This is a genomic window from Bradyrhizobium sp. USDA3516 (assembly GCF_057651995.1).
Map to the genome: position 1 here is coordinate 72,010 of NZ_JBYGYN010000016.1, position 15,284 is coordinate 87,293.

17 protein-coding genes are annotated in these 15,284 nt (G+C 66.1%); 12 read left to right on the forward strand and 5 right to left on the reverse strand.

Annotated elements, in window-relative coordinates; all coding sequences use genetic code 11:
• The first annotated feature begins 39 nt into the window (after nucleotides 1-39).
• From AC24YW_RS35130 to AC24YW_RS35140, 3 genes are read left to right on the forward strand one after another with little or no spacing between them, the layout of a single operon-like run.
• The gene (locus AC24YW_RS35130; protein WP_487486993.1) at nucleotides 40-1,116 is read left to right on the forward strand and encodes a flavodoxin family protein; all 1,077 of its coding nucleotides are present in this window, start codon (nucleotides 40-42) and stop codon (nucleotides 1,114-1,116) included.
• Nucleotides 1,113-2,012 (forward strand): NAD(P)/FAD-dependent oxidoreductase, encoded by a 900-nt coding sequence (locus AC24YW_RS35135; protein ID WP_487486994.1) that lies wholly within the window; start codon nucleotides 1,113-1,115, stop codon nucleotides 2,010-2,012. The genes AC24YW_RS35130 and AC24YW_RS35135 overlap by 4 nt, the downstream gene beginning before the upstream one ends.
• Nucleotides 2,013-2,068: 56 nt before the next feature.
• Nucleotides 2,069-2,257, forward strand: coding sequence for a hypothetical protein (locus AC24YW_RS35140; protein ID WP_487486995.1), 189 nt, complete (start codon nucleotides 2,069-2,071; stop codon nucleotides 2,255-2,257).
• A 22-nt stretch (nucleotides 2,258-2,279) separates the two neighbouring features.
• On the opposite strand, the gene AC24YW_RS35145 is transcribed toward AC24YW_RS35140, so the two are convergent.
• The gene (locus tag AC24YW_RS35145; protein ID WP_036013744.1) at nucleotides 2,280-2,537 is read right to left on the reverse strand and encodes a hypothetical protein; all 258 of its coding nucleotides are present in this window, start codon (nucleotides 2,535-2,537) and stop codon (nucleotides 2,280-2,282) included.
• A 283-nt stretch (nucleotides 2,538-2,820) separates the two neighbouring features.
• Between AC24YW_RS35145 and AC24YW_RS35150 the strand changes: the two genes are divergently transcribed.
• Nucleotides 2,821-3,195: a hypothetical protein gene (locus tag AC24YW_RS35150; RefSeq protein ID WP_487486996.1), complete on the forward strand. Its 375-nt coding sequence runs from the start codon at nucleotides 2,821-2,823 to the stop codon at nucleotides 3,193-3,195.
• A gap of 103 nt (nucleotides 3,196-3,298) precedes the next feature.
• On the opposite strand, the gene AC24YW_RS35155 is transcribed toward AC24YW_RS35150, so the two are convergent.
• Together AC24YW_RS35155 and AC24YW_RS35160 are read right to left on the reverse strand one after the other, a co-directional pair.
• Complete coding sequence (locus AC24YW_RS35155) at nucleotides 3,299-4,639, reverse strand: polysaccharide deacetylase family protein (RefSeq protein ID WP_487486997.1); 1,341 nt, start codon at nucleotides 4,637-4,639, stop codon at nucleotides 3,299-3,301.
• Between the two features lie 155 nt (nucleotides 4,640-4,794).
• Nucleotides 4,795-5,622, reverse strand: coding sequence for a polysaccharide deacetylase family protein (locus AC24YW_RS35160; protein ID WP_487486998.1), 828 nt, complete (start codon nucleotides 5,620-5,622; stop codon nucleotides 4,795-4,797).
• 83 nt (nucleotides 5,623-5,705) lie between these two features.
• On the opposite strand from AC24YW_RS35160, the gene mgtE reads away from it, so the two are divergent.
• From mgtE to AC24YW_RS35180, 4 genes are all read left to right on the forward strand, one after another.
• A complete protein-coding gene (mgtE, locus tag AC24YW_RS35165) occupies nucleotides 5,706-7,127 on the forward strand; it encodes a magnesium transporter (protein ID WP_487486999.1) in 1,422 nt (473 codons plus the stop codon).
• Between the two features lie 208 nt (nucleotides 7,128-7,335).
• A complete protein-coding gene (locus tag AC24YW_RS35170) occupies nucleotides 7,336-7,653 on the forward strand; it encodes a helix-turn-helix domain-containing protein (RefSeq protein ID WP_487487000.1) in 318 nt (105 codons plus the stop codon).
• 121 nt (nucleotides 7,654-7,774) lie between these two features.
• The gene (locus AC24YW_RS35175; protein WP_487487001.1) at nucleotides 7,775-8,593 is read left to right on the forward strand and encodes an aldo/keto reductase; all 819 of its coding nucleotides are present in this window, start codon (nucleotides 7,775-7,777) and stop codon (nucleotides 8,591-8,593) included.
• Nucleotides 8,594-8,641: 48 nt separating this feature from the next.
• The gene (locus AC24YW_RS35180; RefSeq protein ID WP_487487002.1) at nucleotides 8,642-9,505 is read left to right on the forward strand and encodes a hypothetical protein; all 864 of its coding nucleotides are present in this window, start codon (nucleotides 8,642-8,644) and stop codon (nucleotides 9,503-9,505) included.
• Nucleotides 9,506-10,599: 1,094 nt separating this feature from the next.
• On the opposite strand, the gene AC24YW_RS35185 is transcribed toward AC24YW_RS35180, so the two are convergent.
• Nucleotides 10,600-11,316, reverse strand: a complete 717-nt coding sequence (locus AC24YW_RS35185; RefSeq protein WP_487487003.1) for a DUF599 domain-containing protein — start codon at nucleotides 11,314-11,316, stop codon at nucleotides 10,600-10,602.
• A 135-nt stretch (nucleotides 11,317-11,451) separates the two neighbouring features.
• Between AC24YW_RS35185 and AC24YW_RS35190 the strand changes: the two genes are divergently transcribed.
• The 4 genes from AC24YW_RS35190 (at nucleotide 11,452) to AC24YW_RS35205 (ending at nucleotide 14,238) form a co-directional block, all read left to right on the forward strand.
• Nucleotides 11,452-12,114, forward strand: a complete 663-nt coding sequence (locus AC24YW_RS35190) for a glutathione S-transferase family protein (RefSeq protein ID WP_487487004.1) — start codon at nucleotides 11,452-11,454, stop codon at nucleotides 12,112-12,114.
• Nucleotides 12,115-12,396: 282 nt separating this feature from the next.
• Entirely contained in the window at nucleotides 12,397-12,600 is a 204-nt protein-coding gene (locus AC24YW_RS35195) for a hypothetical protein (RefSeq protein WP_152033469.1), read from the forward strand.
• Nucleotides 12,601-12,756: 156 nt separating this feature from the next.
• Nucleotides 12,757-13,755, forward strand: a complete 999-nt coding sequence (locus AC24YW_RS35200; RefSeq protein WP_487487005.1) for a hypothetical protein — start codon at nucleotides 12,757-12,759, stop codon at nucleotides 13,753-13,755.
• A gap of 42 nt (nucleotides 13,756-13,797) precedes the next feature.
• Nucleotides 13,798-14,238, forward strand: a complete 441-nt coding sequence (locus AC24YW_RS35205; protein WP_091889570.1) for a DUF1489 family protein — start codon at nucleotides 13,798-13,800, stop codon at nucleotides 14,236-14,238.
• Here the strand turns inward: AC24YW_RS35205 and panC are convergent.
• Nucleotides 14,235-15,086, reverse strand: a complete 852-nt coding sequence (gene panC / locus AC24YW_RS35210) for a pantoate--beta-alanine ligase (RefSeq protein WP_487487006.1) — start codon at nucleotides 15,084-15,086, stop codon at nucleotides 14,235-14,237. The genes AC24YW_RS35205 and panC overlap by 4 nt on opposite strands.
• Nucleotides 15,087-15,284: the final 198 nt, after the last annotated feature.

Below are 15,284 nucleotides of genomic sequence, written 5' to 3' on the forward strand. Positions count from 1 at the left end.
CGCCGGGTTGGTCGGTGAGCGACCTCGCCAGGAGCCAGCATGACGGATGCCGACATTCGCAAGGGGATGCCGCCCGTCGAGCTGTCGCGCCAGGAGTTCGAGCGGCGCTACAGGCGCCAGTTCGTCGATCCCGCCTTTGCTCCGGTCGGGCGTGAGCTCGATGCCGTCATCGCGGCGGCCTGGGACGCCTACAGCCATTCGCGCAAGGCACCATTGACGCGGAAGGCCGGCGCAGGCTTCGCCGACCCCGACTATGATCTCGCGGTCGACTGGCTCGATGCGCGCGCAAAAATCCTGGAGGCGCAGCGGCGCCACGACGATGCCGACGCGACGCCGCGCATCCTGATCATCAACGGCTCAGCCCGCAACGAGCATACCTGCCCCGGCGAGATGTCCAAGAGCTGGCGTATGGTCGAGCTGGCCGAGCCCGTCTTCATCGAGATGGGATTTGCCGTCGACATCCTCGATCTGTCGCGCCTCACCTCGGAGTTCGGCAAGACCATTCATCCCTGCAAGTCCTGCGTCAGCACCGCCATGCCGCTGTGTCACTGGCCGTGCAGTTGCTATCCGAACCACTCGCTGGGCCAGACCCACGACTGGATGAACGATATCTATCCGCTCTGGGTCGCGGCCCACGGCATCCTGATCGTGACGCCCGTGAACTGGTATCACGTGCCCGCCGGTCTCAAGGCGATGATGGACCGCATGGTCTGCGCCGACGGCGGCAATCCGGATCCGACCTCGACCCACGGCAAGAACGCCGCGGAAGCCAAGGCGATCGAGCTGAAGGGCTGGCCCTATCCGCGCCATCTCGCCGGCCGCCATTTCGGTATCGTCGTTCACGGCGATGCGGTCGGCGCCGAGGGCGTACGCCGGGCCCTGTCGGACTGGCTGACCGACATGCAGCTGATCTCGGCGGGCCGCTTCGCCGAGCTCGACGGCTATGTCGGCTATATGGAGTCCTACGCCACCTCGCACCGCGCGCTCGATGAAGACCGCGAATTCCAGCAGGAGGTGCAGAATGTGGCGCGCGCGCTCGGCAATGCGGTCCGGCTCGCGCGCAGCGGACGCTTCGAGGAGCCCGGCGCCGGCCTTGCGGACCCGAACCCCAAATGACGCCCACGCAGTTTGATTGCCTCATCATTGGCGGTGGCCCCGCGGGACTGATGGCCGCGATCTATCTGGCGCGCTTCCGCCGCAGCGTCTGCGTCGTCGATGCCGGCGCCAGCCGCGCTGCGCTGATCCCGCGCAGCCACAATGTGCCCGGCTTCGTCCACGGGCTCTCGGGCGCGGAGCTGATCGCCCGCATGTCGGCGCAACTGGGCGAACTCGCCGTCACGCGCGTGGAAGCCGAGGTCACCTCCTTGCAGCGCCACGACGAGGGTTTTTCGGTGGGCTGGAATGGCGAGGTGCAGACTGCCGCAACCGTCGTTCTAGCCGGCGGCATCATCGACATCCATCCGCCCTTCGCGGAATGGCGCCAAGCGGTCGCCGATGGGCTGCTGCGCTATTGTCCGGTCTGCGACGCCTTCGAGGCGATCGGTCGCCGCATCGGAATCATCGGTCCGCTTCGGAGTGCCGCGAGCAAGGCGCTGTTCATGCGCGGCTATTCACGCGACGTGACGCTGCTCGCAACCGGACAGGATGACGACCAGGGCGCAACCTCGGAGCTGCTGGATGCCGGCGTCGACATCGTGTTCGCGCCGGACCTGCATCTGCGGCGGAGGGTGGGAGGCATCGAAGCGGTCTTCGCCGATGGCCGCACGATGCAATTCGACACGGTCTATCCTGCGATGGGCGCGGAGGTGCGTGCGCAGCTCGCGATCTCTCTGGGCGCCGAGCACAACGCCGACGGTTATCTGAAGGTCGACGACCATCAGCGCACGTCGATCAAGGGGCTGTATGGCATCGGCGACGTCGTGACCGATCTGCACCAGATCGCCGTCGCGTTCGGTCACGCCGCGATCGCAGCCTGCAACATCCATCACAGCCTGCCGCCGCGCTTTGCGTGAGGGGAACGAAGCGAGGGCTCGCGTCTTGACTGGGCGGATCCGCGAAGGAAGAGCCCATGCTGGAAGAGAAGCTCAAGGAAGCGATCGTCGGCGAATTGCAGCGTCAGGCCGCCGACCGGCCGCAATCGCTGAAGGTGCAGGGAGCCCGAGAGGCGACGGGCTCGGAGGAGCTGACCGTCAACGGCAAGATCGACCTCGGCGCGCTGGTCATGGTGATCGCAGGATCGGTCGCCGGCGGGCCTTGAGCTCGATCTTCGACCGGCGGCCTCAGCCATACTCCTCGCCGATGCCGTATTCCCGGTAGATCTGCAGCGGGTCGAGCTCGGGAAACAGGCGGCATTTGGCCTGGGCGAGATGCAGGCTCACCGCTGCCGGCTCCTTGCCGTTCGCGAGCAGCTTGCGGATGTCTTCCATATGCGCATTCGGCTGGTGCTTCGGCTCGAGCTGCTCCAGCGCGACCAGGGCGGTCGCGAGGGCCTCGGTCAGAACCCAGTCGTCGTGGCCCGTGATTCCCTTCTTCGACATCGGAAGAACCCCACATCTGGCGGCGGCTGCAGTTTACCGCGCCTCCGACCAAATCGCCATTGACCATCGCGGGCGCTTTGCGCGGGCAGGGCCAAGAGGCCATGCTCCGGCTTGCCTTATGGCCGCGTCCGGCTAAAAGGCGGCAAGTTGCGGGCCGGCAGTATCTTTGTTGCAACAAACTTGGCGTAGACGGGCCACATCCAGGCTCGCCGTTCCGGTCTGGGTCCCGATCCCGCACTTCGCAACACCATAGGGTTGCGACCCCCTCAAGGTTCGAGCCAGCATGGTCTTTCTCAGCTTCGTCTACCGCTTCCTCACCAATTTCGCCTTCATGGCGGTGGTCTATTTCAGCCTGAACTTCATGGAGAAGTATCCGAACCGGGCGATCCTGGCGATCCTGGTGCTGGTCTATGCCGCCATGCGCGCGGCCTCGACGCTGCGGGCGTTCTACTTCTTCCAGAAGATCGAGAAGCTGGAGGCCGAGACCAAGCGCCTTCAGGCTCCGATCAACGACGGTTCGGGTGGCACCACAGCGCGCAAGCAGGTGATCGCCGACGTCGCGCGGCTGCGGCGGGACGGCGAGCTCAAGTCCTACATGGACCTGTTCTTTCTGGCGCTGATCGTGCTGCTCTGCGTCGCGGCCATCACGCGGCAATAGCAGCTAAAGCATGATCCGGAAAAGTGCGAAGCGGTTTTCCGAAAAGATCATGCATAAACAACAACTAAAGCGCGATGATGATTCATCCTAATCGTATCGCGCTTTAGACTCGCTTTTTCAGGCTGGCGACGCGGGTCGGACGGGACGCTACGCCCTTGGAGGCAGCGCCCTTGGCCGCGCTGCTCTTCGCTGCGGTGCTCTTGGGTACGATGTCGACGGGCTGCGCGGCATGATCCGGTGCGGCCGGCGCCGCCTGGGCGGTACGTCGCCCCTGCAGCTTGGCCGTCTTGCCCTTCGCGCCTCTGCCCTGTGCCGCCTTGTCCTTGGCCGGATGCGGTCTCTCGGCCGCCATGGCGAGCCGGCTCGCGGCGCGCCGCGATGAGGTCGTCGACATCAGCACCTCGACCGAGCCTTCCGGAATCGCGAACAGATCGCGACCCGGGACGGGCAGGGTGGATGCGAGGTCGATCTGTCCCTTGCTCCGGCGCGGCAGCAGCGACTGATGCTCGGCCTGCGCATTGAGGTCCGCGAGCGCGGGGGCCGGCAGCGTCCTGGTCTGCGTGAACACGAAATGCGGCACGCGCGGCCAGCGCGCGATCGGCGTCGTCTCGGATGGCGGGTGCAGCAGCCATTCGACCGGCGTGGTCGGCGTCGCCGGCCGCTCGGCAGTGGCGGGCACCACATGGACGATGCGATAGCCGCGTGCCTTGAGGTCGCGGATGATCTTGGGCAGCGCCGCCACGGTGCGGGCCTGGATGTCGTGCAGCAGCAGGATGCCCTTGCCCTTGGCCTCCAGCCGCTGGATCGCGAGCTGGTAGACGCGGTCGGACGAGACGTGCTTCCAATCGTCGGCCGGGAAGTCGGCGCTCCAGACCTGGAGGCCGCGCGAGATCAGATGATTCTCGATGCCCTCGGCGCGCATCAGTCCGGGAATGCGGAAGAACGGGGCGAGCTGCGACGGATCGGTCATCGCGGCCGCGGTCCATTCGATGCCGCCATTGATCTCCGCCTCGGCCTTCTCGATCGGCATCCGGTCGAAGGTCAGCGGATGGTCCATGCTGTGCGTGCCGACGGTATGGCCCGCAGCGACCAGCTTGCGCACGCCGTCCGGATTGGCCTTGGCCTGGTTGCCGACGATGAAGAAGGTTGCCTTGATGCATTCGTCGGCGAGGATCTTGAGCACCTGGTTGGAATATTTCGGGATCGGACCGTCGTCGAAGGTCAGGACGACCTCATGGTCCTTCAGCGGCAGCGTCTCCCGGTATTGCATGGTGCCGATCAGCGGATGCTCGCGCGGATCGACAACGAGGGTGCGGGAGGTGCCGAGGGCGTCGGGGTGGCCGGGACAGTCGGCCGCGAGCGCGGCCGGCGAACCGGCTGTGAGCATTCCCAGACAGAGGACGATCCACGATCGCGTCCGCAAAACAACGCTACTTCCGATCATGAACCTCGTCTGCCCCCATGCAATTCGCGCCTAGATAGGTCGGAGATGGCTCAAAACGGTTCAGCCGCAGCCGCTCTCATCTTCACGGGGTAGCATGAACAGAGTGTTAATTGGCCCCAAATCACCCCATTTTGCCCCGGCGTGACATTCCGGCATCAGCGCGTATCGGCGCTCTTCTGTGATGTGCCAACCGGTACGATGTGGACCACCCGATAGTCGTTCTCCCTCAGATACCGCAGAAAGGCCGGCATCATTGCGGCCGTGCGCGCCTTGTTGTCGTGGAAGAGGATAATGCCCTTGCCGCTCGCGGCGAGGCGCTCGGTGACCAGCTTCAATTGCTGCTCCGGCGTCATCTCCTCCCAGTCGCTGGCCCATAAATCGGCCCCGAACACAATGATGCCGCGCGACTGCAGCAGGTCGAGCTGCGCTTGGGTCGACTCGAAATAGGGAAAGCGGAAGAACGGCGTCGAGGGTGTCGTCGTCGAGGCCCCGTGCAGCGCCATTTCGTCTGCGGCGATGCCTCGGTCGATGTCGGCCATGGCCTTCTCGAACGGAATGCGTCCCATGAACGGATGCGAGTAGGAATGATGGCCGACAGTATGGCCCTCGCGGGCGATGCGCTTGACCATGTCGGGATGCTCGGAGGCGTGCTGGCCGATCAGGAAAAAGGTCGCGCGCACGCATTCCTGTGCCAGCGCCGCCAGCACCTTCGACGTCGTCGGCAGGTGCGGCCCGTCGTCGAAGGTCAGCACGACCTCGCGATCGGCCAGCGGCAGCGTCTGCGGAAAGCTCTTCACGCCAACGCGCGGATAGGTCTTGGGATCGACGCTGAGGACGCGCGAGGTGCCGAGCGCGTCCTTGCGCGGGCACTCGGCGGCCTCCGTCTCGGCGGCGCCGATGACGGTCGCGGCATTGCCGATGACGGTTGCGACGAGCGCGCCCGCCATGGTCGAGGTCCACCTCAGTCGCAGCATCTTTGCCATTGCGCTCGGCTTTGCCTTGTGGGTATTGCCTGAACCATCAGCTCACACCACCGGTTCCAACCTGTCAAACGGCGAGGCGCGCCATGGATGAACATCTGGACGTTGCCCCATCCGCTGCGGATTCGGTACTGGACCACGTGCCGATGCGCAATGAAGACGGTGATATCAGGCACGAATTCGTCGAGGAAGTCGCCCGTGCGATCGAGGCCGGGGACAGTGCGGCGCTGCGCGCCTGCGTCGCGGAGCTGCACGAGGCCGATCTCGGCGATCTGATCGGCGCCCTCGAGCCCGACGACCGCGTCCGCCTGGTCGAGCTCACCGGCCGCGATTTCGATTTCTCGGCGTTGAACGAGGTCGACGAGACCGTCCGCGAGGAGATTCTCGAAGAGCTGCCGCCGGAGACGGTCGCCGAGGGCGTCCGCGAGCTCGAATCCGACGATGCGGTCGAGCTCCTGGAAACGCTCGATGCCGAGGATCAGGAAGAGATCCTGGAGAAGCTGCCGCTCAAGGAGCGCGTCGCACTCGAGCGCAGCCTGTTATACCCGGAAAACTCCGCCGGCCGCCGCATGCAGACCGAGTTCATCGCCGTGCCCCAGGATTTCACGGTCGGCCAGGCGATCGACTACATGCGCGAGACGCCGGATCTGCCCGACCGCTTCTACGAGATCTACGTCGTCGACAAGGAGCAGCACTGGCAGGGCGCGGTGCCGCTCGACGTGCTCCTGCGCACGCGCCGGCCGGTGGCGCTGACCGAGCTCACCGACGAGGACCGTCGCCGCGTCTCCGTCCTGGAGGACCAGGAGGAGGTGGCGCGTATGTTCGGCAAATACAATCTCGTCGCCGCACCCGTGCTCGACACCCAGGACCGCCTCGTCGGCGTCATCACCGTCGACGACGTCGTCGACGTCATCGAGGAGGAGGCGGACGAGGACCTCAAGGCGCTCGGCGGCGTCACCAGCGACGAAGAGCTGTCGGATACGTTCCTCACCATCGCCCGCGGCCGCTTCAACTGGCTGCTGGTGAACCTCGCCACCGCCTTCCTGGCGTCCTCGGTGCTCGGCCTGTTCGAGGGCCAGCTGGAGAAGATGGTCGCGCTCGCGGTGCTGGCGCCGATCGTGGCGAGCCAGGGCGGCAATGCCGCGACCCAGACCATGACGGTGGCGGTGCGGGCGCTGGCGACGCGCGAGCTCGGCTCCTCCAACGCCTGGCGCGTGGTGATGCGCGAGGCTCTGGTCGGCCTCGTCAACGGTGTCGCCTTCGCCGTGATCACGGGCATCGCCGCGGTGGCCTGGTTCAAGATCCCGGGCCTCGGCATCGTCATCGGGCTCGCCATCATCTGCAACCTCGTCGCCGGCGCGCTCGGCGGCATCCTGATCCCGATGGCGCTGGACCGGGTGCGGGCCGACCCGGCGGTGGCGTCGGGCACATTCGTGACCACCGTGACCGACGTCGTCGGCTTCTTCTCCTTCCTCGGGATTGCAACGCTCTGGTTCGGGTTGAAGTAGCGAACGGCGCACGCTCTCTCCACGTCATTGCGAGCGCAGCGAAGCAACCCAGAATCCCTCCGCGGAAAGATCCTGGATTTGCTTCGTCGCAAGGGCTCCTCGCAATGACGGGGGAGGCGGCGGGCACTCTAACCCTCGTGCCGCGACTGCGCTGCGTTTTTAATCCGACCTTAAGCGACCTGCCGCATCATCGCCTCTGCTTGGGGGAATGGGCATGCGGTTGCGGCTGAAGGCGGACGGACGGATCGTCGAATTGCGGGATGGACAGGAATTTCCGGTCCAGCCGCTTTCGGTTCCGCCGACGGCCAATGCGGCGCCGGCTGAGACCGGCCCGCTCGCGGTGCGAGATCTGCGCCGGCGCGCCTGCCTGACCCAGATGGAGTTCGCCGCCAGGCTCGGCGTTCCCGTCGAGACCATCCGCAACTGGGAGCAGGGCAAGCGCGCCCCGCGCGGCCCGGCCCGCGCACTGCTCGCGGTGATCGCGCATGCACCGGACACGGTGTTCCAGGCGCTGGCCAAGGCCTGACGCACACCTCCCGTTAGCCCAGCATCGAATATCCGGTCAGGCTGCCGCGGCTTCCGTTGGCAGCATCATCGACCGGGTCCATAATGACGTCCGGGGCTGCCGCAACGGAAGAGGATTCCTCATGCTGTTCGTCGAGGCCAATGGCGCAAGGATTCCGGCAATCGGTCTTGGGACCTGGGAGCTGAGCGGAAGGCTGGCCGCGCGCGTGGTCGAGCAGGCGCTACGGTTCGGTTATCGCCATATCGACACCGCGCAGGTCTACGACAATGAGCGCGAGGTCGGCGACGGCTTGCGCGCCTCCGGCGTGCGCCGCGACGACGTCTTCCTCACCACCAAGGTCTGGACCAACCATTTCGCCCCCAATGATCTCGAGCGCTCGGTGAAGGAGAGCCTCGCTCGCCTGCGGCTTCCCTCGGTCGATCTGTTGCTGCTGCACTGGCCCAATCCGCAAGTTCCGCTCGCGGAGACGCTGGGCGCGCTGTCGCATGCGAAGACGATGGGCCTGACCCGCCACATCGGCGTCTCCAATTTCACCGTGGCGCTGATCGAGCAGGCGGTCGCGCTCTCGGCGGAGCCGCTGGTCTGCAACCAGGTCGAGTATCACCCCTATCTCGATCAAGCGAAGGTGAGGGCGGCCTGCGACCAGCATGGCCTTGCCCTCGTCGCCTACAGCCCGATCGCCAAGGGCCGCATCAAGTCCGACCAGACGCTGGCCGAAATCGGTCGCGTCCACCGCAAGACGCCGGCGCAGGTCTGCCTGCGCTGGCTGGTGCAGCAGAGCGTCGCAGCGATCCCGCGCACCTCGCGCATCGAGCGCCTGTCGGAAAACATCGAGATCTTCGATTTCGAGCTGTCGGAAGACGAGATGAGCCGCATCGCCGCGCTCGCCAATCCGAAGGGGCGCCTCACCGACTTTGGCTTCGCCCCGAAATGGGATTGAGAGGGACCTGGGGTATGCTAGGACCGCGGCGGCAACCCAGATCGATCGATGGAACTGCGGAAGATCATACGGACGGACATTGCCGCCTCGGCGATCGCCCATCTGACGCTGGTGGCGCTGATCGTCGTGATCAGCGAGGTCCGTCCGTTTCGCAGCCAGCCGACCGAAACCGTCATGGTCGACATCGTCACGCCGGAGCAGGTGAAGCAGGAGGAAGCCAAGGCCGAGGAGAAGGAAGAGGCGAAGCCGCCGGAGCCGCTCCCCGATCTGAAGCTGCCGAAGCCGGATGTCACTGAGAAGCTGGAGGCATCGAAGCCTGCGGCCAGGCCGCAGGCGGAAGCACCACCGCCATCGCAGCAGGCTGCGCCGGAGCCGCAACAGAAGCAGCCGCAACCCTCGCAGGCCTCGAAGCAGCGTGAAGCCAACGCGCAACCGCAAGCCCAGCCTCAGCCCATGCCGCAGGCCGCGCCGCCGCCGGCCTATCGGACGCCGCAGCCGGACGTCACGATCAAGTACGGGGTCATGCTGGGCCTGCCGCCCGAATTGCCGGTCGAGCCGAAAGGGGCCAAGGACGACGGCGGCGATGCCAACGATTCAATCGCTGCGAAGCTTCCGCCCGAGGTCATCGCGGAGCTTCGCCGTCATTTGCGCGGCTGCGCCAAGCTGCCGCCCGGCGTCGCCCCGACCGACAACGTCCACGTCAAGCTGCGCACCGTGTTCGCCACCGACGGCACGCTGGCGCGCGAGCCCATCCTGATCCAGGCGCCGCCGTCCGCCAAGGGCGTGGCCATCGTCAAGTCCGCGACGAGCGCGCTGCAGAACTGCCAGCCCTACAAGATGCTGCCGGCCAATTTGTACGAGGAATGGAAGGTGCTGGACCTGCCGTTCAGCCCGAACGATTTCGGCGGATAGCGCGTCATCGTTTAGTCGTGTAGCCCGGATGGAGCAAAGCGTAGTCCGGGGCTGCTCGCCCGGCATCTCGAATTGTCCCGGATTACGCTCGCGCTCCATCCGGGCCACGAGAGCAGGGTGTTTCGTTTCTCTGTCAATCGGTCCGCATGAAAATATTCCGCTTTACCGAAATTCGGAAATGACGTATGTCTCGCCCATCCCGGCTCAGTCTTGAGGGGCGATCATGCGGTCGTCATCGTCGCGAGCCGGGCTTGCGGTGGACGCGGCAGCGTCGGCATGAGAGGTGCGGGCAGGGCGGGTAGTCCCTGTGAGCTCGCGGCCGCGTGCGGACGAACGGCGCTGCTAGGCTTCGTCTCGTTTGTAAGTTTCCGGCTCCGTCGACAGGGCCGGGAATACTGCGGCGAAATGGCGGGCCGTGCGTACGGCAAAACCGTGTGGTCCTGGCCGTCGTTGCTACGGTCAAGCCCCTTCGCGGAGGTGCGAGCGAGCCCAACCGGGCAGACTGCATCGTTAATTCGCGGGGCGAGGGAGGCCAGAAGGAAAGTTCGGCTCCCGGGAGAGCGCGGCATAAGCCGTCCGACCATCGCGCAGGGAAGGCCGAGTGATCGGCACCACCTGTATGCTGCTGTGCGGTTTTCCTGCGTGTGCATTTTGCGCAGCAGACCGCGGGTGCGATGTCAGCACCCGGCCTTCCCTGTGCCCTCTTGGCTTTCAGAGGGTGGAGTGACCAGGCAAAGCTCGGGCGAAATCAGCCGCGAGAATGAATATGCACGTCTGCGACCACACATTCGCTGTCATCGCCCGCGAAGGCTGGCGATCCAGTACGCCGAGACGCCAGTGATTGAATCGAGAGGCCGCGGCGTACTGGATTCCCCGCCTTCGCGGGGAATGACAGCCGTCACTGGGAGAGCGAGCTATCGCCTCATACTCCGTCATTGCGAGCGCTACACTCACACGTGCCCCGGACGCAGCGCAGCGTCACTTCGACGGTGCGCTGCAGAGCCGGGGCCCATGTCTCCGAGCGATCCGTGTGGCGCTGGGTCCCGGCTCGGCGAAGCAGGGCTTCGCGCTGCATCGCGTCCGGGACACATGACTCAGTGCCCGCGCTTGATTCCCTCATCACCATTCACCACCTCGGGCGCCATCGCGGCCCAGGCGCTGGACGCGAACTGCCGCCGCCAGGTCACGACCACGACCGCTGCCGTGGTCACGAACAGCACCCAGGGGCTGACGAACCAGCCGAGATAGCCGAGCGCGAAGAAGAAGGCGCGCTGGCCGCGGTTGAAGTGACGGCCGGCGGATTCGAACAGGCGCGAGGTGCGGATGACGTGGGCTTCGGCCTCGGGGGTGTCGCGCTGCGCGGCCGGCGGCATGCCGCCAAACAGGATCGCGACATAGTTGAACAGGCGATAGGCCCAGGCGAACTTGAAGAAGGCGTAGACGCAGATCAGCACGAGGCCGACGCATTTCAGCTCCCACAAAGCGGGCGAGGTGCTGAGGTCGATCGGCAGCTTGCCTAGGATCATGATCGCGTCGTTGGTGGCGTGCAGCAGCGCCAGCGCGCCGCCGAGCGCGAACAGGCTGGTGGAGGCGAAGAAGGCGGTGCCGCTCTGCAGCGAAGCCATGATCTGCATGTCAACCATCCGCGTCTCGCGCTCGAGCAGCTGGCGCACCCAGACCTCGCGATAGCGGTTCATGCGCGCCGACAGGCTGTCGCGGCCATAGGCCGAGTGCTCCAGCGTCAGGGCATAGGCCAGCCACTCAATGATGAAGAAGCCGACGGCGGTGATGTCGACCCAATGCCTGCTCATGTCCGTCTCACGTCTGTCTCTTGGCAAGGATCGCAACGATTGCCACGCATGACGGGACGCAGCAACGATTGATTGGCGGCAGGCGATGGCGCTAAAAGCGGCTGCAACCGCAAGACTTAACGAAGGACCAGTGACATGGCTGCGCTGAAACTCGCGATCGGCAACAAGAACTACTCGTCATGGTCGATGCGGCCCTGGCTCGCGCTTCGCGCCAACGACATCCCGTTCGTGGAGACGCTGATCCCGCTCTACACCGACGATCCCGCCGACAAGGAGCAGATCCTGTCCTTCAGCCGCGCCGGCAAGGTGCCCGTGCTGGTCGACGGCGACGTCACGGTTTGGGATTCGCTCGCCATCATCGAGTACGTCGCCGAGCGCTACCCTGAGAAGAAGCTGTGGCCTGACGACGTCGCCGCGCGCGCGCATGCCCGTTCGGTGTGCGCCGAAATGCATTCCGGCTTTGTGGCGCTGCGCAACGAATGCGGCATGAACCTGCATCGGCTGATCCGCCCCGTGGCGCTGTCGGCGGACGCCAAGGCCAACATCGCGCGCATCGAGGAGATCTGGCGCGAGTGCCGTACCCGCTACGGCGCGAACGGACCGTTCCTGTTCGGCAGCTTCGGTGCCGCGGACGCCATGTACGCCCCGGTCGTGCACCGCTTCCGCACCTATGCGATCGAGGTGGCGCCGGACACCAGGGCCTACATGGAGACGATGATGGCGCTGCCGGCGTTCCAGGAATGGACGCGTGACGGGCTGGCCGAAACGCTCGTCATCGCCAAGTTCGAGGACGCCTGAACGCAGGGTCTGACGGGGACGGCCGGCAGCCTTCGGTCGCAGGGGACGGTGGGGGGTGGGGCTGCGACACCGCCTGCGACATGCCTAAGGGAATGAGCTGCTCCGGCGGTATCATCGGCCCGCCAGCTGTCGCCCTATCATTCTGAAATAACTGCAATATTCGAGCGCGTGCCATGCCCGCATGGCGCTGGCCAAATCGGCGCGGCGCGTGCTATACAACCACCCGGGTTTCCGGCCGGCCATCGCTGTGGGACACTGGGCGAGGCCGGCGCTGTTTGAGTAATGGAGAGGGTGTTGAAGCACAAATTCCCCGTGGGAACGCGCGTCCTATTCACGGCCAGCAATGTCGCGCGTCCGGCTGCGAGCGGCGCGTATGAGGTCATCCGTCTGCTTCCGACCGATGGCGACGACTGCCAGTACCGGATCAAAAGCTCGACCGAAGCCTTCGAGCGCGTTGCCAAGGAAAGCCAGCTCGCGCTCTCCTGAACGCTGACGCCGTCAGTGCATAGGCGCCTCCCGGGAATTGTACTCTGCCGCCGTCAAAAGGCCCGCTTCACCTTCACAAGGGTGGGCGGGGGCAGTTGCCGACTCGCGGTGCTCGCTTGACCATCCGCTCTTTGCTCGCGTGAGGGGACGTCGCGCATGAACTGGGCATGGGCCACTTCGCTCGACCAAATCTGGCTCTCGCCGGCCTTCCCGATGTGGATGACGCTGGCGGCTGCCGGATGCTTCGGAGCGATCCTCCTGATCACGCTGTTGCGCGCCGACCGATCGGTCGCGAACGGGGCGTTGACCGTCATTACCCTGCTATCCATCGCGATCGCCGGCGCAGCCACGATGCGTCTCTACGGACCGGACGCGCCGTCCGCTCCGGCCGAGGCGCGCGCGCAAGCTGTGGTGAGCGCGAGCCTGCCTGCGCTGTCCTGTCTCGACGATCTCGCCGGCGAAGCCGTTGGCGCCGGGTGCGAGAAGGCGCTGTTCGGCGCGCCTGATGCTGCGGCTGCGGCGGTTTCCTACACGGCGGCCAGGATCGACCGCCTGACCGCGCTCGGCGATGTCGCCACGGCCGAGAAGAGCCTGACCCTCGACATGAAGGTGCTGCGCAAGTCGCTCGAGCGCGATCGCTACGGCCTCGTTGCGCATGTGCTGGTGGCACGCGACGGCTGCACGCAGTTCGAGTGCGCTGCGTTCCGTTCGCTGTCCGACCAGCAGCAGGTCGCCGCCAACATGGACTCCCATCTCTACGAGACCCTGGTTGCGCGCTATGCGCCGACCTGGAACGCACCCGCCGCCGCGCCGGCGATGCCGGCCAGCGCCGCGCTCGCCGGACTGCCGCCGTCGATGCCGACGGGCAAGCCGACCAATGCCGAGTTCCCGAGTGCGTCCTCGACGCCGCCGGTGAGCATCATGAATCCGGAGCCCACGGCAACGACGCGCCAGGCGGCGCCGGCCGCGAATGCGGCGGCAGCACCGCGTGCGTCCGCCCCGGCCTCCGCACAGGCCACAGCGCCTCCGGCATCGAGCCCGCCGGCTGCGAAGAAGCCGCCGCCCCAAAAGGCTGCGCGTGCGCCTGCTGCGCCGGTTCCGCTCGCGCCGCCGCCGGCCTCGACCGCTGCTCCCGCGGCTGCGGATAACGAGTAGATCGGCATTCCAAATGCTGGGTCGCCCGGCTAATGCTTGGGCATGCCACTCCATCTGATCAAGCTTGCCGTAGGCTGCGACTCCGTCAAGGAATTGAAGGAGTGGGTGGCCGAACGGATGCAGACCGCCAAGAAGAAGGGTCTGCCGCAACGTCACATCCACATCACCCGCATGGTGCCCAAGCGCGACGCCGAGATCCTCGCCGGCGGCTCGCTCTACTGGGTGATCAAGGGCGAGATCGCCGCGCGCGAAAAGATCATCGGCATCGAGCCGTTCCGCGACAAGGACGGCATCGGGCGCTGCCGGATCGTGATGCAGCCGAAAGTGATCTCGGTCTCGCCGCGGCCGATGCGACCGTTCCAGGGCTGGCGCTATCTGACCGACGATTCCGTGCCGGCCGATCTCGGCAAGTCCGCCGCCGGCTCGATTGCGGCGATGCCGGAGCCGATGCGGCGCGAGCTGCGTGACCTCGGACTGCTCTAAACAGCCATATTGTCGATCAGCCGGGTGGTGCCGAGCTTGGCCGCGACCAGGATCCGCAAGGGGCCGTCCTTGCGGGATGTGACCGCTGCCAAGGTCTCGGCGTGGCGCAGCTCGAAATAGTCGAGCGCAAAGCCGGCGGCCTTGATCGTCGCGGCGCCGCCCGCCATCGCCGGCGCGATCGCATCGCCCGCACGGATGCGCCCGGCGCTTTCCTTCATGGCGCGGTAGAGGACAATGGCGGTCTGGCGCTCCTCGGGCGAGAGGTAGACGTTGCGCGAGGACATCGCGAGTCCGTCGCGCTCGCGCACGGTGCGGGAGCCGATCACCTTGACGCCGAGGTCGAGGTCGCGCGCCATCTGCGTCACCACCCGCAATTGCTGGAAATCCTTTTCGCCGAAGATCGCGACATCCGGCCGGACTTGCGTGAACAGCTTGCCGACGACCGTGGCGACGCCGCCGAAGAAATGCGGGCGGAAGCGGTCCTCGAGGCCGGCGAGCGCCGGCCCCTCCGGCACGATGCGGGTGGCAAAGCCCTCCGGATACATGGCCGCGACGCCGGGGTGCCAGACGATATCGACGTCCTCGGCGGCGAGCCTGGCGATGTCGGCCTTCCAGGTGCGCGGATAGGCACCGAAATCCTCGGTCGGGGCGAACTGGGTCGGGTTGACGAAGATCGACACCACGACGCGCCTGGCGCGCCGCTTGGCGAGGCGAACCAGCGACACATGCCCGTCATGGAGCGCCCCCATGGTCGGGACCAGCGCGATCGTGGCCTTTCGCTTGCGGAGATTGTCGACGGCGCGTCGCAAGGCGGGGACCGTGCGGGCGATCAATGGGCTTGCTGACATCGGGACTCGACGATTGGGAAGCGGCGCAGGTGCGGGCGTCGCGCCCGGCCAGCTAACCTTAACAAGCGGAGATCGTGGACGCCATGCATCCGGATGCGGCACAGCATCCCGCGCAAGGCGGCGTAGAACGTCGCGGCATTTGTGGGCTGGATCACAGACGAAAGACGGCCCCGCGATACATCGTGAGAACGGCGCATT